Source organism: Vibrio sp. 1874, from assembly GCF_033344395.1.
Taxonomy (GTDB): Bacteria; Pseudomonadota; Gammaproteobacteria; order Enterobacterales; family Vibrionaceae; genus Vibrio; species Vibrio alginolyticus.
On record NZ_JAWPOR010000026.1, the window covers coordinates 15,866 to 38,432 of the forward strand.

Consider the following 22,567-nt stretch of genomic DNA (forward strand, 5'->3'; position numbering starts at 1 on the left):
CTCCTTTTCAAATCGTGCGGGAAGAGAAGGATGCGTCTTGGCTTTGCGTTGGTTGAGCGTCAACGCATCCTCACAATAGCTAGCGATAAAAGATTATGAAGAAGAAGTGCTACCGCCAGCGAGTTTGTCACAAAGACCTTTTGGTACGACTACGAATGCGTCTTTTTGGTTATCTTCTTTAGAAGTACCAGCGCATGAGCTGCTTTTTGTTGCACAGTCGTTTTTACCTGCTTTAGAAACGCCATAGCACTTTTCTTTTTCAGCAGCGACAGCTGGAGCTGCAGTTAGCATTGTGCCACCAAGAGCTAGAAGACCAGTAACAGCAGCAGTAACAGCTAGATTCGACTTTTTCATAATAAATTCCTCTGAATGATTTCCTTTACTTTAAGTTGGCAAGATGAATCGCCTGTTTTGGCGTTTTTGTTATCAACTTGCTTAACTTAAAAGATAGGAAACTGGCTAAAAAACTTTCAGAAAAATTTCTGAAGTAAATGGGTTTGTAGGGTCAAATAGATATAACTAATTGATGTATTGGGCAAAAAAACATCGATTTTTTTATCAAGTTTTGTCTAAACAGCACCCGGTTGTTTAGGTTATAATCGGTTTTTATGTATAAATAACCAGTAGCTCTCATCATGATGGATCCATCTCTATTACTCGACGGTTTGAACGATAAACAACGTGAAGCCGTTGCAGCACCTCTAGAAAACTTGCTCGTTCTTGCTGGCGCAGGAAGTGGTAAGACACGCGTTCTTGTTCACCGTATCGCTTGGCTGATGTCGGTCGAGCAAGCTTCTCCGTTTTCAATCATGTCGGTAACCTTTACCAATAAGGCGGCGGCAGAGATGCGTGGACGTATCGAAGAGCTAATGATGGGCAGTGCAGGCGGTATGTGGAATGGTACTTTCCACGGCATTTGTCACCGTATTCTGCGAGCACACTATCTTGATGCGAAGCTACCGGAAGATTTCCAAATCATTGACAGTGACGACCAGCAGCGTCTGCTAAAGCGTTTGATCAAAGCGCAAAACCTCGATGAGAAGCAATGGCCTGCACGCCAAGTGGCATGGTGGATTAACGGTAAGAAAGACGAAGGTCTGCGTCCGTCGCACATTGATGCGTACCATGATCCAGTAACCAAGACATATCTGCAGTTGTACACCGCTTACCAAGAAGCGTGTGATCGTGCTGGTTTAGTCGATTTTGCGGAAATCTTGCTGCGCGCACATGAGCTACTGCGTGATAACAAGTTCGTCCGTGAACACTACCAAGCACGCTTTAAGCATATCTTGGTGGACGAGTTCCAAGATACCAACAACATTCAATATGCTTGGCTACGTATGATGGCGGGTCCTGAGTGTCACGTGATGATCGTAGGTGATGACGACCAGTCGATTTATGGTTGGCGTGGTGCAAAAGTCGAGAATATTGAGAAGTTTACGCTCGAATTCCCAAGCGTAAATACCATTCGTCTTGAGCAAAACTACCGTTCAACCAAGACCATTCTGGAAGCATCTAACACCCTGATTGCGAATAACACCGAGCGTATGGGTAAAGAGTTGTGGACGGATGGCGTGGTCGGTGAGCCTATCTCGGTTTACAGCGCTTACAACGAATTAGATGAAGCCCGTTTTGCGGTGAACAAAATCAAAGAGTGGCAAGACAAGGGCGGTGCTCTGAATGACGCTGCGATGCTTTACCGTAACAACGCCCAGTCGCGTGTTCTGGAAGAAGCGTTAATTCAAGCCGGTCTGCCTTACCGTATCTACGGCGGCATGCGATTCTTCGAACGTCAGGAAATCAAAGATGCCTTGAGCTACATGCGTCTGATTGCCAACCGTAACGATGATGCGGCGTTTGAACGTGTGGTGAATACGCCAACGCGTGGTTTGGGCGATAAGACGCTTGAAACCATCCGCTTTGCGGCTCGTGATCGTGGTTGCACCATGTGGGAAGCGAGTGTGGCAATGTTGGACGAGAAGGTGCTTGCTGGTCGCGCTGCTGGTGCTCTGAGCCGTTTTATCGAGCTTGTCACCGCGCTAGAAGACGACACCTTAGAGATGCCGCTGCATCACCAAACTGACCATGTGATTAAATACTCGGGCTTGTTCGCTATGTACGAGCAAGAGAAGGGCGAAAAGTCTAAGGCACGTATTGAGAACTTGGAGGAATTGGTGACCGCAACTCGCCAATTCGAGAAACCAGAAGAAGCCGAAGACATGTCACTGCTGACGGCATTCCTAACCCACGCAGCACTAGAAGCGGGCGAAGGACAAGCGGACGAATTTGAAGATGCGGTTCAGCTCATGACATTACACAGTGCGAAAGGTCTAGAGTTTCCATTGGTGTTTATGGTCGGTGTGGAAGAAGGCATGTTCCCAAGCCAAATGTCGGCAGAAGAAGCAGGGCGCTTAGAAGAAGAACGCCGTCTGTGTTACGTAGGCATGACCCGTGCGATGCAGAAACTGTACATCACTTATGCTGAAATGCGTCGTTTGTACGGTCAGGATAAATACCATAAACCGTCTCGCTTTATCCGTGAACTGCCAGAAACTTGTTTAGATGAAGTACGAATGAAGGCGCAAGTTAGCCGTCCTTCAAGCAGTGGTCGATTTAGCCAAACTGTTGTGAAAGAGAGCTTTAATGAAACCGGCTTTACGCTAGGTTCTCGTGTGATGCATCCAAAGTTTGGTGAAGGCACCATCATCAACTTCGAAGGCAGTGGTCCACAAAGCCGTGTACAGATTGCCTTTAACGGTGAAGGCATCAAATGGTTGGTAACTGCTTACGCACGACTAGAGAAACTGTAAGGCTTGACCAAAACTCATACCAATCGTAGTAAATAACTGGTCATTCTAGCTTGTTAAAATACTCGATAACTGCGTTGCAATTTTTGATTGTAGAATAACTACTTATCGAAAAATTGCGCCTTGTTCTCAAGCATTTTCCCTACGCTATTTCTGATCACTTATTTATTGTGATTGGTATCATCCACTTAAGAGCTGCTTCGGCGGCTCTTTTTGTTTGTGCGGTTTTGGCGTCGATAAAGCAGTAAAAAAATGGAATTCGAAAGCGCGATTTAACGGTGCAGATGAGAAAAACTTTAGGCAAAGAAAAACCCCGAGGGCTTGCGCCCATCGGGGTTATAGTCTTACTCGCAGCAATCCAGCTACTAAGAGTGCTCCATGCATCTAATCCATGATAGTGTGCTGAATCCGTCAGCTTAATCCTTACGTCGCCTTCCTAGCGGTGTCCTTAATGACCTTATCCTGGTCTGCTAACTATCCTCGTTAGCTCTCATCACTTGTTCCCTGAGCGGTGTCCCTGACATCATCCTGATGTTCAAATCCTTGCCTCGTCCAGAGGTGTCCATTTCCCGTCCTTAGTAGCAACCATCCTAGTCACTATTGATTCCGTTCAATGTCCAATTTTGCAATCCATGCCCGACTATTCATCCTGAATAACCGTTTCTTCTTCCTGAAGTTCACCAAGTCCGTGGTGTTTCCTGTTCCGTGTCAGCATCCTTCCGACAGGTTTAATATTACGTGTTTAACGATTTCCAACAACGGGCTAATCTCACATTTTTTAACTCTCTTAGCGTTCAAAAAAGATACATGAGTATCAAATTCAATGGCTTATGCTCTTTGCTGTACGGTTTTACCATTAAAAAAGAGAGGTTTGCTCAACCCTTTGTGAGAGATCTCGCACAAGGGGTCGAGCGAAAGACTCTTACTGCCCGATAGCGGCACCTTCACGCCTTGGATCGGCTGCGCCCTCAAGACCGTCTTTTGTTATGCGTATCGCATGCAGACCAGAGTTCAAATCCCGAACATCGGTTTTAAAGCCCATCTTCTCCAGAGCAGGCTGTAAGCCCTCTGCGGCGGTACCTTGCTCAATATCTAAGGTGCCAAAACGGTTCAGCAATCGTGGCTGATTAATCGCGCTTTGGATGTCCATATCCCATTGCGTGTGGGCGATAATGGCTTGTGCGACGTAACCAATAATGCGGCTGCCACCCGGTGAGCCAATTGCCATGTAAGGCTTGTCATCCTTCATCATAATGGTTGGTGCCATAGATGAACGTGGGCGTTTGCCCGGTTCTAATCGGTTTGCGATTGGCACACCATCTTGATGCGTGCGGAAAGAGAAATCGGTCAGTTCGTTATTGAGCAAGAAGCCGCGTACCATCAAGCGTGAGCCAAAGGCGTTCTCGATGGTTGTTGTCATTGAAACCACATTGCCTTGCTTATCGACGATATTGAAATGGCTGGTGGAAGGCAGCTCGATCGATTGGTCCATGCTTAAGTTCATGGCGTGCGACCAAGGAGGATTACCGGCTTCAGCCTTACTCAAGGCTTTACCGACTTGAATGAGCTCAGCACGTTGTTTGAGATAATCTTTATCAAGCAAGCCTTCGGTTGGCATTGGCACATAATCTTGGTCAGCCATGTATTTACCACGATCCGCGAACGCAAGGCGCGATGCATCGGCGATCACTTGCCATGATTTCGCGCTTTCGGCTCCCCAACCTTTAAGATCGTATTGCTCGGTGATCGCGAGAATCTGTCCAACCGTCAATGCGCCAGAGCTAGGTGGTCCCATGCCGCAGATGTCATAGCTTTGGTAAGCCGCACAAACCGGTTCACGTTGCTTGATTTGGAACGCATCAAAGTCAGGTTGTGCCAATACGCCAGGATTGCCCGGTGCATTTTGTACGGTCTTGATGATGTCTGTGGCGATATCGCCTTGATAGAAAGCTTTTGCCCCTTGCTCTGCAATTGCCGTCAGAGTTTGCGCGTATTCAGGGTTCTTCAACAACGTGCCTTCGGCTTTTGGTGAGCCGTCTGGATTGAAGAAGTAAGCCTTAGTCGCAGGGAAGCGTGATAGGCGCTTAGCATCTTTCTCAATCAAACTCGCGAGGCGAGGACTGACTTCGAAACCTTGCTCAGCCAAGGTAATCACGGGTTGGATTATCTTCTTCCATTCCAACTTGCCGTATTTCTGGTGCGTGTCCCACAGCAGTTTCACTGTACCAGGAGTGGCAACGGAACGCCCACCGACAACCGCATCGTAAAATTGCAGTGGTTGTCCTTTGTCATCTAGGAAGAGTTTCGGCGTTGCGGCGAGCGGTGCGGTTTCGCGTCCATCATACGTAGTCAGTTTTTGTTTCTCACTGTCCCAATACACTAAGAAGGCGCCACCACCAATGCCTGATGATTGCGGTTCTACCAAGCCCAGCATCAGCTGCACGGCAACCATAGCATCAATAGCATTACCACCTTGGGCAATAACATCCGCACCAGCTTGGGTTGCAATTGGGTTAGCAGCGGTAACCATATAATCTTTCGCTTTGATCAATTGCTTTTGCTCGAAGCCAGTACTGTGCTCCGGCGCAACCGCATCTGCTGCTTGGTTAGCAAAGACTGAGGTAGATAAGATTAGTGGGGAAGTAAGAAAAAGACCCGTGGTCACGAGTCGGTTGAACGTCCAATGCATGATGACTCTCCATGTTGCCAGTTTTGTGCTTTGAGCTTGGCAGTTATGGAGAGTCACGTCGAGTCAGCAATCTTAGAAATGTCGATTGTGCTACGCTTTTAAATCAGTACTTTATCCGAGAAAAGTATTGATAGTTTGGTATAGAATACTGCCGCCCACTAGAGTAAATACCACGCCGCATAGACCGTCGATGTAGATACCCGCTTGTTGCAATTTACGCTGTAAGCGCTGTGTCGACAGCATCCATGCAAGGCTAGAGAACCAGAATAGCGACAAGCCAAACAGGATGACCAGTGCAATACCTTTGCCAGTAATCGACATACCTGCTGGGACTAAACTCGACATCAAACTGACAAAGAACACCAGGGCTTTTGGGTTAAGAATGTTGGTCGCAAACCCTTTAGCAAACGCTTGACGCTTATTGCTGATCACTAGGTTATTTTGCTTCTTAGGTTGATCCGTCAGTGGGTTTTGGATCATCGAGATCACGGCACGCAATGCGCCAATTCCTAAGTAGAGCAGGTAACTACCACCGAGCAGTTGTACCACGGAATACAGCACTGGGTGCTGGTGGACGACAAAACTCACACCTGTCAGGCTGAACAAAGAGTGCAGCAAAATACCGACGGACAATCCCAACGCAATGTACAAGCCAGTTTGACGACCATGACGCGTCGCATTTTGTACGACCAGCGCAAAGTCCGGACCTGGACTCATTAGGGCAATAAAGTGAATGCTGGCGAGTGTCAGCAATATGGTGGATTCATTCATAACACATCTCAAATTTAACCAATGCGGCTATTGTCGTGGTAAGTCACCTGTGGCGCTTGTAAAAAACTGACAGCTTTCTCGGTAAATGAAATTAACGAGCCACTTGAGAAGGGGAAACGCCGTAGGTCTGTTTAAACGCTTTGCTGAAATGCGCTTGATCATAGAAACCGATTTGATGAGCGACGTCGGTACCACATTGACCAGCTTGCAGTAACTTCATGCCTTGTTCAAGGCGCAGGCGTGCGAACCATGCATAAGGCGTCATGCCAGTTTGCGCTTTAAAGTGGCGCTGGAACTGAGTTGGGCTCAGTTGGCACAGCTCTGAAAGTGAATCCAAACGCACCGCTTGGTCAAGGTTAGCCATTAGATAATCTTTTAACGTCCCAAGCGATTGGTTTCCTAGCGGCACCACTTTTTGTCGCTCAAGCGATCCGTAGCGATCAAAAAGTTGGTTAAATCCTTCAAAAGGAAGGCAATCTTTGGTGAGTTGGCTGAGGTTTTCACGACGAAGCAGCCCGTGTAAGTTACTAAGTTGTGAAAATATCTGCGGATCCGAGATGATCAGTTCGTTGAAGTGTATTATTTGACCGTTTTGCTTAAGATCAGCCAGATCGCTCAATAGATGAGGTTCGATCGCAAACACATTTACTTCGTAGCCACTCTCGAGCTTAGATTGCCCGTCGTGCAGCTCATCCGGCGGCATAATCACAATTTGCCCGTGACCAACTTGGTGGCTGTTACCTTGGTATTGGAACTTCTGCGCACCATGCGTGATCAGGCCGAGATGAAAATCCAGATGGTAATGCCTTTGAAAAGCAAATTTCTGGTATTTCGCCTCTATTAGACTCAAGTTGTCATGGTCGGTTGCGTAGTACTGAATATGTTCCATTAAATAAAAAAGCTTGGTCACATTATGACCAAGCTTATCTGGCAATTTCTAACTTGTCTTGTAAAAAACGATCACTGTGGCTGAACGATTCGGCGTGAGCGACGGTTATTACGTAATCCATCAAAGCTAAACACGACTAGTGCTCCCCAAATAAAGACGAAAGTGATCGCTTTATCCATGGTAAAAGGTTCGCCATACATCAATACTGCAAGTAAAAACATTAAGCTTGGGCCTATATATTGGAAAAAGCCCAAAGTCGATAATTTGAGTCTTGTTGCTGCACCCGTAAAGCACAGCAGTGGTAGGGTTGTTATAACCCCAGCCGCGATCAACAAACTATTTAACGTAAGTGGATTCGTAAGCATATTTGAGGTTGGTGTATCGGCAATAAAAAGCAAATAAACAGCGGCCACTGGCAGTAGAAGTAATGTCTCGATAAACAAGCCAGTTTTTGCATCGACACTGACTTTCTTTCTTAATAAGCCATAAAAGCCGAAGCTCATTGCTAACGCCATCGCAACAACAGGTACGGAGCCAAATACAATCAGTTGAACGAGTACGCCACAACCTGCCAATACAACCGCGAACCACTGTAATTTACGCAGTCTCTCTCCCAAAAATACCATCCCGAGTAAGACGTTGATCAGTGGGTTAATGTAATAACCTAAGCTGGCGTCGAGCATATGATTCGAGTTTACCGCCCAAATGAAAATCAACCAATTGCCGCCAATTAAAATGGAACTTGCGATCAGGTAAGCGATTTTCGTTTTGTCTTTCGCGATGTGGTAAGCCGAGCGCCAGTGACGGCCAAAATGGAGGAGTGCAGCAAGCAAAAAGAAAGACCATATCACTCGGTGGCTTAGAATTTCCAAAGGAGATACTTGTGCGATGGACTTAAAGTACATCGGCGCAATGCCCCACATGGTATACGCGCCAATCGCTAGCAAGATGCCTTGCCGCGCGCGTTGTTGTTCGTCTTCTGGTGTCATGAAGTGTCACCTAATTGTGTGTTTTATAGAGCAGAAAATCAGTATACGAGTCGTGATGCGAAACACCTAACAATTTGCGGTTTTATTCACCATGAAACCCCATTACAATGTGCCCTCACTTTGTGTGCCAGTGGTATGCATAAGCACCTCTTTTTTAAGACCCAATCTGAGACTTTTCATGACCTCGACCTTGTTAGCCGAACAATCTGATTCGCCTGTAACGCCTCAACGTGTGTTGGAGGATGTGTTTGGTTACCAAGAGTTCCGTGATGGTCAGCAGTTGGTGATTGACGCTGCGGTAGAAGGTCGCGACAGCTTAGTTATCCTGCCTACTGGTGGCGGTAAGTCGCTGTGTTATCAAATCCCTGCTTTGGTTCGCTCTGGCATTACTTTGGTCATTTCTCCGCTTATCTCGTTGATGAAGGACCAAGTGGACCAGCTTAAAGCCAACGGTGTAGCGGCTGAGTGCATTAACTCGACCATGCCTCGCGAAGATCTGCTCAGCGTGTATAACCGCATGCACACTGGTCATCTTAAGTTGGTGTACGTCTCGCCAGAACGCGTATTGATGCGTGATTTCATTGAGCGCTTGGAAAACCTGCCGTTATCGATGATTGCTGTCGATGAAGCGCACTGTATTTCCCAGTGGGGACACGATTTTCGTCCAGAATACGCCGCGCTTGGTCAACTCAAGCAGCAGTTTTCCCATGTGCCATTTATGGCGCTGACGGCGACGGCGGATGACGCAACGCGTCGAGATATTCTTGAGCGTCTGCAACTGAATAATCCAGAGGTTTATCTAGGCAGCTTCGACCGTCCCAACATTCGCTACAACTTAGTTGAGAAGCACAAGCCGGTTTCGCAAATCGTTCGTTATCTTGAAACCCAAAAAGGTAATTGCGGCATCATCTATTGTGGTAGCCGTAAGAAAGTTGAGATGGTGACCGAGAAGCTGTGCAACAACCACATTCGTGCTGCTGGTTATCACGCAGGTATGGACGCCGATGAGCGCGCTTACGTTCAAGAAGCTTTCCAACGCGATGATATCCAAATCGTGGTGGCGACCGTGGCATTCGGTATGGGCATCAACAAACCAAACGTGCGCTTTGTGGTTCACTTTGATATCCCGCGCAATATCGAGTCCTACTATCAGGAAACGGGTCGTGCAGGGCGTGATGGTCTGCCTGCGGAAGCGATGATGTTGTATGACCCGGCGGACATCAGTTGGCTGCGTCGTATGTTGGATGAGAAAGACGATGGTCCACAGAAGCAGGTGGAAACCCACAAACTGAATGCGATGAGTGCCTTTGCTGAGGCGCAGACTTGTCGTCGTCAGGTGCTATTGAATTACTTTGGTGAGTATCGTGAGAAGCCATGTGGCAACTGCGATATTTGCTTAGATCCACCGAAGCACTTTGATGCCACGGAAGAAGCGCGTAAGGCGCTATCTTGTGTGTACCGTGTTAATCAGAGCTTTGGTATGGGTTACGTAGTGGAAGTGCTACGTGGCATGCAAAACATTCGTGTACGTGAAAACGGGCACGATAAGATTTCTACCTACGCGATAGGGCGCGACCATAGCCACGATTACTGGGTGAGTATCTTCCGTCAGTTAATCCACAAAGGGCTGTTGTTCCAAAACATTACACGCAATTCAACGCTACAACTTACCGAAGAAGCGCGTCCGCTGTTGCGTGGCGATGTGACTCTGGAGTTAGCGGTTCCACGTTTAGACACCGCAGCACGTGCGGCGAAGTCGGAAAAACTGACCAGTAAGAACTACGACAAGAAGCTGTTTGCTAAGTTACGCAAGCTGCGTAAATCGATTGCTGATGAAGATGGTTTGCCACCATACGTGGTCTTTAGTGACGCGACTCTGATTGATATGGCGGAGATCTTGCCAACGTCTTACGGCGAAATGCTGGCAGTGAGTGGCGTTGGTCAGCGCAAACTAGAGAAGTACGCCGACCCATTCCTCGATTTGATTCAAGAACACATTACTCACCACGGATAAGGAACCAAGATGCAAAAGGAATTTGGCTTAGCGGATTACATGGCACAAGAAGGGCGCTTAATCATTACCGCGCCGAGCTTTGACCTTGATAGCTTTCCTGCCTTAGGTGAGCGTTTAGTCGGCTTGCTTTCCGCTACTGTGGTGGAAAAGCAGTGGGATGCGGACATTCACTCTTGGCTGATTGACTTTGAAGGTTGCCGACTGTTTATGAAAGCAGAGCATTACAGCGAAGCGATTTGGTTTGAAGCGTTAGCGATTGAAGAGAGCAGGGAAGAGTTGGATTATCTTGCAGGATTGTTCCAGCGCGGCTTCTAAAAATAGAATTTTTCTTGAAAGGGTGTTTCACATGAAACACCCTTTTTTATGCTCAAACGTTTGCGTAAAACAGACGACTTGCGGCGAAAAGTGGTTAATGTATAATCGCCCACCGCTTCGCTCAGAATGAGCCAAGCCAGTTTATTTTTCATTTTACATTGTTGGTAAGAGCCACTCTATTCAGTGACTCGATTTGGGTTCCCTCACCCCCAAACCAAACTAAAAAGGTATCGCATGAGTAACTTTACCCCTGCGCAGCAGCGCAACGCCCTTATCTATCTGGTTCTATTCCACCTAGTCATTATTGCATCTAGCAATTACCTAGTTCAGCTACCGTTTACTATATTCGGTTTCCATACCACTTGGGGTGCATTCACTTTCCCATTTATCTTCTTAGCGACTGACTTAACCGTGCGTATTTTCGGTGCTCAGTTGGCGCGTAAGATTATCTTCTTAGTGATGTTGCCTGCTTTGGCAGTGTCTTACTTCTTATCGGTGGTGTTCTTCGAAGGTCAATTCCAAGGTTTTGGTCACCTGGGGGAATTTAACTTATTCGTTGCTCGTATCGCGATTGCTAGCTTCATGGCGTACCTACTTGGTCAGATCATGGATGTGCACGTGTTCAACCGCCTACGTCAAATGAAGCAATGGTGGGTGGCACCAACGTGTTCAACGCTTTTCGGTAATGCACTTGATACTATCGCTTTCTTCGCCATTGCGTTCTACCAAAGCCCAGATCCATTTATGGCGGAGCATTGGACGGAAATCGCGCTGGTGGATTACGGCTTCAAACTGATTATCAGTCTTGGTCTTTTCGTTCCTATGTATGGCGTACTACTGAATTACCTAATTAAGAAGCTGACTGCGGTGAACCCTGACTTTAAGGTGACGACAAGCGTTCAGTCTTAATATCAGTGGGAACCCCGAAAGCCGCTTGCTTAAATCAAGCGGCTTTTTTGTACCTGTTTACTTGGGTTTAGAGGGTTTTGTACAGCGTGGGGAGTAATTAGATCATGGGTGTCCAAAAGCTCCCTAAGCTGTACGAAGGTAAAAATGAGCAATAAAAAAGGTCCCGAGTGAGACCTTTTAATCGAAGATACGGAACGTAGAGGAAGCTCGTTGGTGAAATGGCTAAAAGAGCATCTTCTCAATCAAAATGGCTTTTTGCGCATCGAAGGCGCCAAGTTGCAGGCCGTTCTCCCAACTGATGCTTTGATTGAACATCGCCAGCATCAAACCGACACTGCGTTGATTGGCGTCCTGCCAGCAATCAGATTCGCTGTACTCTCCATCATTTATCGCGTTGCCATTAACGAGAATGGGCTCGAAACGCCATTTTTCGCCGACACGGTAGTAGCCTTTACTGGTTAAGGTCTGGTTGGATTGAATCGTTAAAATGTGCTCGATGCCCGGCTCACCGGTTAATTCAAATACAAATCTTAGCTGGTGGTCGCCACATTGCAGCTCAACGATCAGTTGGCCGTTTTCCTCAATCAGTGTTGACTGAGAGTAGTCTCCGAAGCAGTGCAGCAACCAAGAAATAGGGTGACTGGCTGTTTCAAGAAACCACTCTTTGAGTGTGAAGGTGCCCGGTAGGTTAACTTGGGTGATTAGATTGACCACACAAGGTTGGGTTTGCGAGGTGAGCCATTTCTCTATCGTCTTGGCGGTCTCTAGCTGAGCAAAGGCGTAATTAACCAATAGGTTGGAGTTCGGTTGCTGCCAGTGAGTGATGTCGGAATTCAATCCCACCAATGGCTTTTCACAAATCAGCTTGGTTGAACCTAACGTCTTTATGATCTCTGCATGAGTATGCGCAGGTGTCGCGATGGTCACGACATCGAGTTGTTTGAGTGCGCTGATGTTCGTTTCTGCCTTTAGGATTGCTTCCTCACTGCACGCTTGCTGAAGCGGTTCTATTTGGTTAGCGCATAACGTTGTGACCGATACACCATTGTTTCGATAGTGGGGAATGTGCGTGCGTCCCCAGTTGATGCCTATGATGCCAGCTTGTTTGATTTGCTCTGGCTTGTTGAAACGTTCACTCAATGGCGGCAAGGCAATTCGTTCATCTGTTAGACGTTGGTCATGGTGATAATCATTGCTTGGCAGCACTTGCCATGGCTTGTTGTAATGCTGCTTGAGTGCACAAACGAGTTCGTAGAAATTCCACTTATCTTTTAAGTTGCTATCAAGATGGTATAAACCGGCTTCGTTCCGCTCAATAAGCTGCAAAAAGGCGAGTGCAGTATCGTCCATATGAGAAGTCGCGGGATACCAAGCTGTGCTAGCGGTAATAACGCCGTACTCTTCATATTGGCGGTCGAGATGCGCCAACATGTTATTGCCTTCTGCTTGGTGATGGAGCTGCCAACCAATTCGAGCAACCATCGCATCTGGATTTGCTTGCCAGATTGCATCTTCACAACGAACTTTGTATTTGCCGTAATCATCTTGGGTGTTTCTTTCTTCAAAGATGCCATAAGGCCCGTTTTTTGTGGCATCAAATACCATTGCTGTGCTGACAAAGAGGTAAGGAATATTATGGCGTTTGCATTGCTCACCAAGCCACGCTGCCCACTCTTCACTTCCCATCGCCATATGGCACACCGCATTGATGTGGTGTTGCTGCCAAAATTGTTCACTTTGCTGTAGATCATCCGGCGGGATTTGGTGGTGATTCCACTCCAATATGTTCCAGCCGCGTAGGTGAAACTGATGAGCGACTTTTGGGGCGAGGGTGCCAGTTAAGCCAGTCATTAAAACGGTTTTCATGATGGTGCATCTTGGTTGGCTAAATTGTGTTTATCAATAAAGCATGGCTGTTTTTCGATGTAGAGCGGAGAAGCTGAGATTTTTGCTGGGCAGCACGTTTTGTAGGGGAAGTAGATGCAAAAAAGCCCAAGCGAACGCCTGGGCTTAATACGTTATGACAGAAGTGGTCGATTATATTGCTACGACGCTTAACGGCCAGCCGATGTCTGTCTGACGGTTGGATTCAATTTCCAACTCAGCCGCAGTCAGTGGGTTTTTCTCTAGCCATTGCGCATCAATGTGTAACGTTAGATTGTCGCCTTCAACTGTTAGAGTCACATTTGGCTCTAGATCAGGATTGCGACGATGGCTGAGCAGAACTGCAAGACGCAACAGTCTCAATACTCGTTTGGCACTTGAGCCTGATAATGCATGCTGCTCAGGTAAAGAAGTGAGCTGTTCGCGATAGCGACGAGCCACTTCACCAATAAAGAACTTCTGTGCGCGCGTGTAACCAGGCAGATCCAAATTCTGTAGCAAGTAAGCACTATGCTCTCCGCCTTTTTTGAAATCGATAGTTAAGCCAATTTCATGCAGTTTTGCGGCGGTCTCGAGTAATATCTTGCCCTGAGGCTCTGTAATCCACTCATCGCCCCCAGCTTGCTGTAAAAGCGTGTGTGCCAGAGTAGCGACTTGTTCGCCGTATTGGTGATCGAGCTGATAGCGATTTTGTACGCTAGCGATAGTGCGGGCACGAATGTCTTCTTGACGAAGCTCTTCAACCATCTCATACACTAAGCCTTCGCGTAGTGCGCCGCCAGCCAGTGTCATAGCATCGATTTCAAGCAATTCAAAAACGGCAATCAAAATAGAGAGGCCACTAGGGAACACTAATGCGCGCTCAAGTGTTAAGCCTTCAATATCGAGTTCTTCTAAATGGTCGGCCAACATGGCTTGCTTCTGTAGACGTTTGAGCTTGGAGTGAGTGATTACTTCGTCCATGCCTTGCGCCAACATTATCTCTTGCAATGCCTGAACAGTGCCTGATGCCCCAACACACACATCCCAACCAATTTCTGTATAACGTTCTAAAATCGGCTGGATGGTCTGTTTCGCTCCTTCAATTGCCGCGTCAAAGTTACGAGCATTCAATTGGCGATCTTTAAAGAAGTTTTCAAGCCAAGTCACGCAGCCCATTTTTAAGCTGGTCAGTGCTTTGGCTTCGAAACCTTCACCGATAATCAGTTCGGTACTTGCTCCACCGATATCGACTACAAGGCGACGACCACTACCGCCAGAGGTGTGAGCGACACCTTTATAGATAGTGGCAGCTTCTTCTTCACCAGTAATCACTTCGATAGGCTGGCCTAGAATTTGGTTAGCCTTTTCCAAAAACACATCTACATTGGTCGCGGTACGTAATGTTGCAGTACCGACGATGCGAATGTTTTGCTTAGGAATGTCCTGCAAGCGTTCCGCAAATAGACTTAAGCAGTCCCATCCTCGCTGCATAGCTTCCATACTAAGAGAATTATGTTCATCTAAGCCCGCTGCTAGACGAACTTTGCGCTTAATTTTAGCCATTGTTTGAACGCTGCCATCGATGTGACGCACAACGAGCATGTGAAAACTGTTCGACCCGAGGTCGATGGCGGCATATAGCGGTGATGATCCTGCTTGACTCATAAACGAACTCAGTTTCCTATTACGATTGTTTTGGTGCCGATTGACGTGGTTGGCGTGGACGACGTCCCTGCGGCTTACGGTTACCAGAACCAGAACGAGTACCGCCAGTATTCGTGCGGCGCTGTTGGTTGCGTGGTGCACGCATACGAATCGGAGCCGGTAGATCTTGAATCAGTGCCGACGAATCGTACTCTGAAACTGGGATTGTGTGCTCAATGTATTCTTCGATTGCTGGTAGGTTAACCGCGTACTCTTCACAAGCAAAACTGATCGAATGACCGCTCGCACCAGCGCGACCAGTACGGCCAATACGGTGAACATAATCCTCACAGTCGTCAGGAAGGTCGTAGTTGAAAACGTGCGTTACCTGAGGAATATGCAGGCCACGCGCTGCAACGTCAGTTGCAACTAAGATGTCGACATCACCTTTGGTGAATTGCTCAAGAATCTTCTCACGCTTCTTCTGCGGTACATCGCCAGTAAGAAGGCCTACACGATGTCCATCGGCAGCCAAATGCCCCCAAACCGATTCACACTTATGCTTGGTATTGGCAAAAATGATAGCACGATCTGGCCACTCTTCTTCAATTAGTGTTTGAAGCAGTGCCATTTTGTCTTCATTCGAAGGGTAGAAAAGCTCTTCCTGGATACGGTGGCCAGTTTTTTGTTCTGGTTCGACAACGACATGCTCAGGAGTATTCATGTGTTCGAATGCCAGTTCTTGAACGCGGTAAGAAAGCGTAGCTGAGAACAGCATGTTCAAACGCTCTTTTGGCTCAGGCATACGACGGAACAAGAAACGAATGTCTTTAATAAAGCCAAGATCGAACATGCGGTCGGCTTCGTCCAGAACAACAGCTTGAATGTTGTTGAGGTTAAATACGCGCTGTTTGTAGAAATCGATGATACGGCCTGTTGTTCCGATCAGAATATCTACGCCGTCTTGCAGTTTCGCAAGTTGCTTGTCGTAGCTTTCACCACCGTAAGCTAGAGCGGTTTTTAGACCTGTGCTTTCAGTTAATGATTCTGCATCATTGTAAATCTGAATAGCGAGCTCACGTGTTGGCGCCATAATAATTGCGCGTGGCTGTGTAGGCTTACGACCTTCATGTTCCGGAGTCGTCAGAAGGTGGTTGAACGTAGCAGTAAGAAACGCGAGCGTTTTACCAGTACCCGTTTGGGCCTGGCCTGCGATGTCTTGGCCGGTGAGCAGGACCGGCAACGCCAAGGCTTGGATAGGGGTACAAAATTCGAACCCTTTTTTGTCCAATCCTTCAATAACTTGGGGCTTTAAGCCCAAATCGGCGAACTTTTGCTCTGTGATATGCGTCTTTTTCATGGCTATAGAATATCAGCTAAAGCTTGCAATACGAAAGTAAATACATTCCAATAGGGCATCTAATTACTGGTTATCATCCAACCAGTTTCGAAAAACACATTGGAGTGGAAGATGAGTGATAAGATTTTGCAGCTAACTGATGACGGTTTTGAAAACGATGTAATCAACGCTGCAGGCCCGGTTCTAGTGGATTTTTGGGCAGAATGGTGTGGTCCTTGTAAAATGATCGCTCCTATTTTGGACGAAATCGCAGACGAGTACGAAGGCAAACTCACTATCGGTAAACTAAACATCGACCATAACGCAGGTACACCACCTAAGTTTGGTATTCGCGGCATTCCAACGCTATTACTATTTAAAGATGGTAACGTAGCGGCAACGAAAGTAGGTGCTCTGTCTAAAACTCAACTAAAAGAGTTCCTAGACGCAAACTTATAATCACCAAGTGATTACAGATAAAACCGTGCAAAGTTACAATGCACGGTTTTGTTTTTCTAACTCTGGACTAGAATACTAATTAGTGCTAACTTATCGCGCGTTAATTGAACAAATTTCTCTTCTTGGTCGATCCTGAGACCAAATCCATCTTAACTAGAAAACAGATCTTATTTTGACTAAACAAGAATCCACCACCATGAACCTTACCGAACTGAAGAACAGACCTGTGTCTGACCTTGTAAAACTGGGCGAAAGCTTAGGATTAGAGAACCTAGCTCGCTTAAGAAAACAAGACATCATCTTCGCGATTTTAAAAGCGCACGCGAAAGGCGGCGAAGACATCTTTGGCGATGGGGTTCTGGAAATTCTGCAAGACGGCTTTGGTTTCCTACGCAGTGCAGATAGTTCATACCTTGCGGGTCCGGACGATATCTACGTATCACCAAGTCAGATTCGTCGCTTTAACCTACGTACTGGTGACTCTATCGCTGGTAAAATTCGTCCACCAAAAGACGGTGAACGTTACTTTGCCCTTCTAAAAGTCAATACCGTTAACGACGATAAACCAGACAACGCCCGTAACAAGATCCTATTTGAAAACCTTACCCCTCTACATGCGAATGAGCGCATGGTTATGGAGCGTGGTAACGGTTCAACAGAAGACATTACAGCACGTGTTTTAGACTTGGCATCGCCAATCGGTAAAGGTCAACGTGGTCTGATTGTTGCTCCGCCTAAAGCGGGTAAAACAATGCTTCTGCAAAACATCGCGCAAAGCATCGCGTACAACCACCCAGAGTGTGAGTTGATGGTTCTTCTTATCGACGAACGTCCAGAAGAAGTAACTGAGATGCAGCGCCTAGTTAAAGGTGAAGTGGTTGCGTCGACTTTCGATGAGCCAGCATCTCGTCACGTACAAGTAGCGGAAATGGTGATCGAGAAAGCAAAACGTCTTGTTGAACATAAGAAAGACGTGGTTATCTTGCTTGACTCTATCACTCGTCTAGCTCGTGCTTACAACACCGTAGTGCCTTCATCAGGTAAAGTACTAACTGGTGGTGTGGATGCAAACGCATTACATCGTCCTAAGCGTTTCTTCGGTGCTGCACGTAACGTAGAAGAAGGCGGCAGCCTAACTATCATCGCAACGGCACTAGTAGATACTGGTTCTAAAATGGATGAAGTTATCTACGAAGAGTTCAAGGGTACAGGTAACATGGAACTGCACTTGAACCGTAAGATTGCTGAGAAGCGTGTATTCCCTGCGATTGACTTCAACCGCTCAGGTACACGTCGTGAAGAGCTACTGACGAAGACTGACGAACTACAGAAGATGTGGATTCTGCGTAAGATCGTTCACCCAATGGGCGAAATCGACGCAATGGAATTCCTAATCGATAAGCTAGCGATGACGAAGACCAACGATGAGTTCTTCGATGCGATGCGTCGTCAATAGTCTCAGATAAGTTATTCTGCGAAAAGCCACCGTATATCGGTGGCTTTTTTATTGCTTTCTCCCGATAGAAGTATCAGAATGAAGGAAATGTTATCGGGAGGTTAACATGCAACAAGGAATGTTGTCGTCATTACTCCTGAGCTTGTCACTTATCACTCTACCTGCGACATTATCTGCCAAGGAAATGCATGAGTCTGTAGTAGAGCAGTGGCTTCAGGATACTCAAATACAGGCTAAAGTCTCTGAACTGCTTGATTACGCTGTCAGAGATGAAGTCGACTCGCTTAAATTTGCCCTTGATAGACTTGCTTTGCCTCAACAAGAGGTGGTGCGCTTTCAATTATTGGAAAAGCTTGAAAAGCAAGATGTGATTCTCACGCCTCGAATGGCTCTGTTTGTTGAGTCCCAGATCCGTATGACCCCGACTTATCAAGTGTTAGAGCGAGGTGATGGGTATGAATTTAGTGTACCCGCTTTTAACTTTCCCGTTATTGCGAGTCGCTTGATTAAGCGTTGGAAACAAGACCAAAGTACCTTGGACTTTGTCTTACAAGCTGAACGAAGAGAGCTTAACTTAAAGCAATGGCTTACAGGGCCATCTCAACAAGCTCAAGCGCGTGAAGCGCTTTTCATTCGAGAGTTAGACAGTTTATCACCCAACGCGCTTGCTGCATTAGCGGCCCAGTTAACCAAAGCAAATGTGACCAGTTGGTTACCCTCGACGGCCGTGATAGTCAGGTTGGCACAAGTTAGTCAGGATGAGGAAGTGTACAACTTACTCTGGCGGATGAAAGCCGATTACAACAGCCAGTCCGAACTTGAGCGTTTAGCTGCGGTTGGAGACGTTTTTTCCATTCAGCAATTGATGAATGCCACAGTTAACCCATCACTCAAGCCAGAAGCTATTAGTCTACTTACAAAATCTAACCCTCTATCTCCGCAAGTAAAGCAGTTTCTAGTTAGAAAAATGGCGTTATCAGAAGAAGCAACCATGGTTGCTCGAGAGCTTGCTCAACAAGGGCATCAAACCTGGTTGGAAGAGTTAGTATCTTCGAACCATCAGATAAAGGCTCGGCAGATTGAACAAGTATTAAAGTAATCTTGCTCACATACCCACACAAAATAGGAGGATCTTAGCGTCCTCCTATTTGTTATACTGCGGACAGTTTAATCAGCCAGCATGAAGGCCTATGAGTTTTAAGGATTTACGCGAATTTATCGACCACCTAGAACAGAAAGGTCGACTTAAACGCATCACTCACCCTGTCGATCCCGCTTATGAAATGACAGAAATCAGCGACCGCACCTTGCGTGCTGGTGGACCTGCGCTGTTGTTTGAGAACCCAATCGGCTACGACGTACCTGTTTTGACTAACCTGTTTGGTACACCAGAGCGTGTCGCAATCGGCATGGGACGTGAAGACGTTAAAGAATTAAGAGAAGTCGGTAAGCTGCTGGCTTATTTAAAAGAACCTGAGCCACCAAAAGGCTTCAAAGACGCTTTAGAAAAACTGCCTGTGTTCAAACAAGTATTGAACATGCCGGCTAAGCGTTTACGTAAAGCACCATGCCAAGACATTGTTTGGCAAGGTGATGAAGTCGACTTGGATAAAATTCCGGTAATGAGCTGCTGGGCAGAAGATGTAGCGCCGCTGCTTACTTGGGGCTTAACCGTAACCAAAGGTCCAAGTAAGAAACGTCAGAACCTAGGCATTTACCGTCAGCAGAAAATTGCCAAGAACAAAATCATCATGCGTTGGTTAGCCCATCGTGGTGGTGCGCTTGATCTGCGCGATTGGATGGAAACCAACCCAGGTAAACCTTTCCCAGTTTCGGTCGCGTTTGGTGCAGACCCAGCAACCATTCTTGGCGCAGTAACACCAGTGCCAGATACGCTATCGGAATACGCATTTGCAGGTTTGCTACGTGGAAGCAAAACGGAAGTCGTGAAGTCAGTCAGCAACGATTTGGAAGTGCCAGCGAGCGCGGAAATCGTGATGGAAGGCTATATCGACCCGAACGAGTTTGCTGATGAAGGTCCTTACGGTGACCACACTGGCTACTATAACGAAAAAGAAAAGCACCACGTATTTACTATTACGCACATTACTATGCATAAAGACCCTATTTATCACAGCACCTACACAGGTCGTCCGCCAGATGAACCAGCTGTATTGGGTGTGGCATTAAACGAAGTGTTTGTGCCTATTCTGCAAAAGCAATTCCCAGAGATTGAAGACTTCTATCTTCCGCCAGAAGGTTGTTCGTACCGAATGGCCGTCGTCACCATGAAGAAGCAGTACCCAGGACATGCCAAGCGCGTAATGATGGGCGTGTGGTCTTTCTTACGTCAATTCATGTATACCAAGTTTGTTATTGTGTGCGATGAATCGGTAAACGCACGAGATTGGAATGATGTCGTGAAAGCCATGTCAGAGCATATGGATCCTGTACGTGATACCTTGATGATAGATAACACGCCAATCGACTCGCTCGACTTTGCTTCACCAGTGGTTGGGCTTGGCTCCAAAATGGGCTTGGATGCGACCATTAAATGGGATGCCGAGCTGGCGACGCGAACCGAGGTCACTGAGCGAGACAGCAAAACGATTACCGAAGCAGAACTAAATGAGTTGAAACAGCAACGCCCTGAGATTGTTGACGTCTATCTTCCAGTTACAGCAAACAACCAATTTGCTGTCGTGACTATGAAGAAAGACCAAGCTGGTCAATCCCAAGAATTGATGGAACATCTATGGGGCTTCTTTGCTCAGTACACGGATAACAAATTCATCATTTTGTGCGACGATGACGTTAATGCACGAGATTGGAATGACATCATTTGGGCGGTGACAACTCGAATGGACCCAGATAGAGACACGATTCAAGTGCTTGGTAAGACTGAGAGTTCATCCAAATTAGGACTGGATGCGACCAAAAAGTTCGAATCTGAAGTCACGCGCGAGTGGGGTACGCCTATCAAAAAAGATCCTAAACTTGTGGCTAAAGTCGATGAGATTTGGGACCAGTTAGGTATTCTATGAGTCATCAAGTCCACCTTCTACCAATGGACGTTAGGTTCCAAGTAAAAGAAGGGGAGACGGTGTTGGAAGCTGCGCTCAACAACAATATTCGCTTCCCACACCGTTGCCAAGTTGGCGCTTGCGCCATGTGTATGTGTAAAAAGCTAACGGGCGAGGTGAGTTACCACCTCGAACCGATGCTAACCGAAAAAGAGCAACAGCAAGGTTGGATATTCCCTTGCCAAGCCTATACAGAAAGTAATTTAGTGCTTACTTTTGATGAGTAAGCGAGAGGAACACCATGACCATCCAATGTAAAGTAAAGTCTATTCAGCCGTTAGCTTGTAATACTTACCAAATCCTTCTTCATCCAGAATCACCAGTGCCTTTTAAAGCGGGTCAGTACCTAATGGTGGTGATGGGTGAAAAAGACAAACGTCCTTTCTCTATCGCAAGCAGCCCTTGTCGTCATGAAGGTGAACTTGAACTGCACATCGGTGCGGCGGAACACAACGCTTATGCACAAGAAGTTGTCGAAGCAATGCAAGCGGCGCTTGAAACTGATGGTCAGATTGAAATTGATGCGCCACATGGCGATGCTTGGGTTCAAGAAGAAAGCGAACGCCCATTATTATTAATTGCTGGTGGTACAGGCTTCAGTTACGTTCGCTCGATTCTGGATCACTGCGTAGCGCAGAATAAAACCAATCCTATCTATTTATATTGGGGGGCGCGCGATAACTGCCAGCTTTATGCTAAAGACGAACTGGTCGAGATTGCCGACAAGTTTGCCAATGTTCACTTTGTGCCAGTAGTAGAAGAAGCTCCTGCAGACTGGCAAGGTAAAGTTGGTAACGTGCTACAAGCTGTAGCTGAAGATTTCGAAAGCTTAGAAAACTACGATATCTATATTGCAGGTCGTTTTGAAATGGCTGGCGCAGCACGTGAACAGTTCACTCAGAACAAGAAAGCGAAGAGCGAACGTATGTTCGCAGACGCGTACGCATTCATTTAAATACGGCTTTTAAGGCAGAAAAAGAGGTTTTTTTACCCTCTTTTTTGCTTTTTTGATGAAATAGTCATCGAACAGTCAGTTTTTTCCATTTTTTTTCAAAAAAGGGTTGCGAACGGATCTGAGTTCCCTATAATGCGCATCCACCGACACGGCAGACGCGATAAGGCTTCAGCAGGGTCGGAGAGGTGAAAGCTTCTACGAAAAATAAAATTGAAAAAGTGTTTGACACTGTCAATTAAATCGCTAGAATGCACCTCCGCTTTGAGAGAAAAACTTCTCGCAAAGCAAGCTCTTTAACAATATAAACCTATCAATCTGTGTGGGCACTCGTTGATGATAATCCAATTAGAAGCTTAGGCTTCAAATTAGGTTTCAATGAAAC

General features: G+C 46.7%; 18 protein-coding genes. 10 read left to right on the plus strand and 8 right to left on the minus strand.

What is annotated here, in order from left to right; all coding sequences use genetic code 11:
- Window positions 1-93 precede the first annotated feature (93 nt).
- Window positions 94-354: a DUF2282 domain-containing protein gene (locus tag R8N46_RS23145; protein ID WP_005378779.1), complete on the minus strand. Its 261-nt coding sequence runs from the start codon at window positions 352-354 to the stop codon at window positions 94-96.
- A 281-nt stretch (window positions 355-635) separates the two neighbouring features.
- Between R8N46_RS23145 and uvrD the strand changes: the two genes are divergently transcribed.
- Window positions 636-2,810 carry a DNA helicase II gene (gene uvrD, locus R8N46_RS23150; RefSeq protein WP_005378778.1) on the plus strand — a complete coding sequence of 725 codons (2,175 nt, stop codon included), beginning with the start codon at window positions 636-638 and terminating at the stop codon, window positions 2,808-2,810.
- Window positions 2,811-3,729: 919 nt separating this feature from the next.
- Here uvrD and ggt read toward each other — a convergent pair.
- From ggt to rarD, 4 genes are all read right to left on the minus strand, one after another.
- Window positions 3,730-5,496, minus strand: a complete 1,767-nt coding sequence (gene ggt, locus R8N46_RS23155) for a gamma-glutamyltransferase (protein WP_064354413.1) — start codon at window positions 5,494-5,496, stop codon at window positions 3,730-3,732.
- A 111-nt stretch (window positions 5,497-5,607) separates the two neighbouring features.
- The gene (locus R8N46_RS23160; RefSeq protein WP_171346306.1) at window positions 5,608-6,267 is read right to left on the minus strand and encodes a LysE family translocator; all 660 of its coding nucleotides are present in this window, start codon (window positions 6,265-6,267) and stop codon (window positions 5,608-5,610) included.
- Window positions 6,268-6,358: 91 nt separating this feature from the next.
- Window positions 6,359-7,156 carry an AraC family transcriptional regulator gene (locus R8N46_RS23165; RefSeq protein ID WP_005382915.1) on the minus strand — a complete coding sequence of 266 codons (798 nt, stop codon included), beginning with the start codon at window positions 7,154-7,156 and terminating at the stop codon, window positions 6,359-6,361.
- Between the two features lie 71 nt (window positions 7,157-7,227).
- The gene (gene rarD / locus R8N46_RS23170) at window positions 7,228-8,145 is read right to left on the minus strand and encodes an EamA family transporter RarD (RefSeq protein ID WP_085570144.1); all 918 of its coding nucleotides are present in this window, start codon (window positions 8,143-8,145) and stop codon (window positions 7,228-7,230) included.
- A 178-nt stretch (window positions 8,146-8,323) separates the two neighbouring features.
- Here rarD and recQ point away from each other — a divergent pair, with 178 nt between their 5' ends.
- From recQ to R8N46_RS23185, 3 genes are all read left to right on the plus strand, one after another.
- Window positions 8,324-10,159 (plus strand): ATP-dependent DNA helicase RecQ, encoded by a 1,836-nt coding sequence (gene recQ, locus R8N46_RS23175; protein WP_115386367.1) that lies wholly within the window; start codon window positions 8,324-8,326, stop codon window positions 10,157-10,159.
- A gap of 9 nt (window positions 10,160-10,168) precedes the next feature.
- Complete coding sequence (locus tag R8N46_RS23180) at window positions 10,169-10,474, plus strand: DUF3630 family protein (protein ID WP_005378772.1); 306 nt, start codon at window positions 10,169-10,171, stop codon at window positions 10,472-10,474.
- 234 nt (window positions 10,475-10,708) lie between these two features.
- Window positions 10,709-11,383, plus strand: coding sequence for a 7-cyano-7-deazaguanine/7-aminomethyl-7-deazaguanine transporter (locus R8N46_RS23185; RefSeq protein WP_005378770.1), 675 nt, complete (start codon window positions 10,709-10,711; stop codon window positions 11,381-11,383).
- Between the two features lie 222 nt (window positions 11,384-11,605).
- Here the strand turns inward: R8N46_RS23185 and R8N46_RS23190 are convergent, their stop codons facing one another.
- The 3 genes from R8N46_RS23190 to rhlB all read right to left on the minus strand — a co-directional run bounded on the left by R8N46_RS23190 (window position 11,606) and on the right by rhlB (window position 16,253).
- Complete coding sequence (locus R8N46_RS23190) at window positions 11,606-13,249, minus strand: sugar nucleotide-binding protein (protein ID WP_213907458.1); 1,644 nt, start codon at window positions 13,247-13,249, stop codon at window positions 11,606-11,608.
- Window positions 13,250-13,420: 171 nt separating this feature from the next.
- Window positions 13,421-14,914 carry a guanosine-5'-triphosphate,3'-diphosphate diphosphatase gene (gene gppA, locus R8N46_RS23195; RefSeq protein WP_053350783.1) on the minus strand — a complete coding sequence of 498 codons (1,494 nt, stop codon included), beginning with the start codon at window positions 14,912-14,914 and terminating at the stop codon, window positions 13,421-13,423.
- A 19-nt stretch (window positions 14,915-14,933) separates the two neighbouring features.
- On the minus strand, window positions 14,934-16,253 hold the full coding sequence (gene rhlB / locus R8N46_RS23200; RefSeq protein ID WP_005378764.1) for an ATP-dependent RNA helicase RhlB: 1,320 nt from the start codon (window positions 16,251-16,253) through the stop codon (window positions 14,934-14,936).
- Window positions 16,254-16,364: 111 nt separating this feature from the next.
- On the opposite strand from rhlB, the gene trxA reads away from it, so the two are divergent.
- From trxA to fre, 6 genes are all read left to right on the plus strand, one after another.
- Complete coding sequence (trxA, locus tag R8N46_RS23205) at window positions 16,365-16,691, plus strand: thioredoxin TrxA (RefSeq protein ID WP_004745500.1); 327 nt, start codon at window positions 16,365-16,367, stop codon at window positions 16,689-16,691.
- Window positions 16,692-16,887: 196 nt separating this feature from the next.
- The gene (gene rho, locus R8N46_RS23210; RefSeq protein WP_005378757.1) at window positions 16,888-18,147 is read left to right on the plus strand and encodes a transcription termination factor Rho; all 1,260 of its coding nucleotides are present in this window, start codon (window positions 16,888-16,890) and stop codon (window positions 18,145-18,147) included.
- Between the two features lie 106 nt (window positions 18,148-18,253).
- Window positions 18,254-19,246 carry a hypothetical protein gene (locus R8N46_RS23215; RefSeq protein ID WP_171346304.1) on the plus strand — a complete coding sequence of 331 codons (993 nt, stop codon included), beginning with the start codon at window positions 18,254-18,256 and terminating at the stop codon, window positions 19,244-19,246.
- Window positions 19,247-19,337: 91 nt separating this feature from the next.
- Entirely contained in the window at window positions 19,338-21,191 is a 1,854-nt protein-coding gene (ubiD, locus tag R8N46_RS23220) for a 4-hydroxy-3-polyprenylbenzoate decarboxylase (protein ID WP_171346303.1), read from the plus strand.
- Window positions 21,188-21,457 (plus strand): 2Fe-2S iron-sulfur cluster-binding protein, encoded by a 270-nt coding sequence (locus R8N46_RS23225; RefSeq protein ID WP_012126600.1) that lies wholly within the window; start codon window positions 21,188-21,190, stop codon window positions 21,455-21,457. Before ubiD ends, R8N46_RS23225 begins: the two co-directional genes overlap by 4 nt.
- A 14-nt stretch (window positions 21,458-21,471) precedes the next feature.
- Window positions 21,472-22,185: an NAD(P)H-flavin reductase gene (fre, locus tag R8N46_RS23230; protein WP_005382872.1), complete on the plus strand. Its 714-nt coding sequence runs from the start codon at window positions 21,472-21,474 to the stop codon at window positions 22,183-22,185.
- Window positions 22,186-22,567: the final 382 nt, after the last annotated feature.

What these genes read in the sequence shown, in the direction of transcription:
- R8N46_RS23145 (WP_005378779.1), bottom strand. Translation starts at nt 354, where the DNA reads ATGAAAAAGTCGAATCTAGCTGTTACTGCTGCTGTTACTGGTCTTCTA.
- uvrD (WP_005378778.1), top strand. Translation starts at nt 636, where the DNA reads ATGATGGATCCATCTCTATTACTCGACGGTTTGAACGATAAACAACGT.
- ggt (WP_064354413.1), bottom strand. Translation starts at nt 5,496, where the DNA reads ATGCATTGGACGTTCAACCGACTCGTGACCACGGGTCTTTTTCTTACT.
- R8N46_RS23160 (WP_171346306.1), bottom strand. Translation starts at nt 6,267, where the DNA reads ATGAATGAATCCACCATATTGCTGACACTCGCCAGCATTCACTTTATT.
- R8N46_RS23165 (WP_005382915.1), bottom strand. Translation starts at nt 7,156, where the DNA reads ATGGAACATATTCAGTACTACGCAACCGACCATGACAACTTGAGTCTA.
- rarD (WP_085570144.1), bottom strand. Translation starts at nt 8,145, where the DNA reads ATGACACCAGAAGACGAACAACAACGCGCGCGGCAAGGCATCTTGCTA.
- recQ (WP_115386367.1), top strand. Translation starts at nt 8,324, where the DNA reads ATGACCTCGACCTTGTTAGCCGAACAATCTGATTCGCCTGTAACGCCT.
- R8N46_RS23180 (WP_005378772.1), top strand. Translation starts at nt 10,169, where the DNA reads ATGCAAAAGGAATTTGGCTTAGCGGATTACATGGCACAAGAAGGGCGC.
- R8N46_RS23185 (WP_005378770.1), top strand. Translation starts at nt 10,709, where the DNA reads ATGAGTAACTTTACCCCTGCGCAGCAGCGCAACGCCCTTATCTATCTG.
- R8N46_RS23190 (WP_213907458.1), bottom strand. Translation starts at nt 13,249, where the DNA reads ATGAAAACCGTTTTAATGACTGGCTTAACTGGCACCCTCGCCCCAAAA.
- gppA (WP_053350783.1), bottom strand. Translation starts at nt 14,914, where the DNA reads ATGAGTCAAGCAGGATCATCACCGCTATATGCCGCCATCGACCTCGGG.
- rhlB (WP_005378764.1), bottom strand. Translation starts at nt 16,253, where the DNA reads ATGAAAAAGACGCATATCACAGAGCAAAAGTTCGCCGATTTGGGCTTA.
- trxA (WP_004745500.1), top strand. Translation starts at nt 16,365, where the DNA reads ATGAGTGATAAGATTTTGCAGCTAACTGATGACGGTTTTGAAAACGAT.
- rho (WP_005378757.1), top strand. Translation starts at nt 16,888, where the DNA reads ATGAACCTTACCGAACTGAAGAACAGACCTGTGTCTGACCTTGTAAAA.
- R8N46_RS23215 (WP_171346304.1), top strand. Translation starts at nt 18,254, where the DNA reads ATGCAACAAGGAATGTTGTCGTCATTACTCCTGAGCTTGTCACTTATC.
- ubiD (WP_171346303.1), top strand. Translation starts at nt 19,338, where the DNA reads ATGAGTTTTAAGGATTTACGCGAATTTATCGACCACCTAGAACAGAAA.
- R8N46_RS23225 (WP_012126600.1), top strand. Translation starts at nt 21,188, where the DNA reads ATGAGTCATCAAGTCCACCTTCTACCAATGGACGTTAGGTTCCAAGTA.
- fre (WP_005382872.1), top strand. Translation starts at nt 21,472, where the DNA reads ATGACCATCCAATGTAAAGTAAAGTCTATTCAGCCGTTAGCTTGTAAT.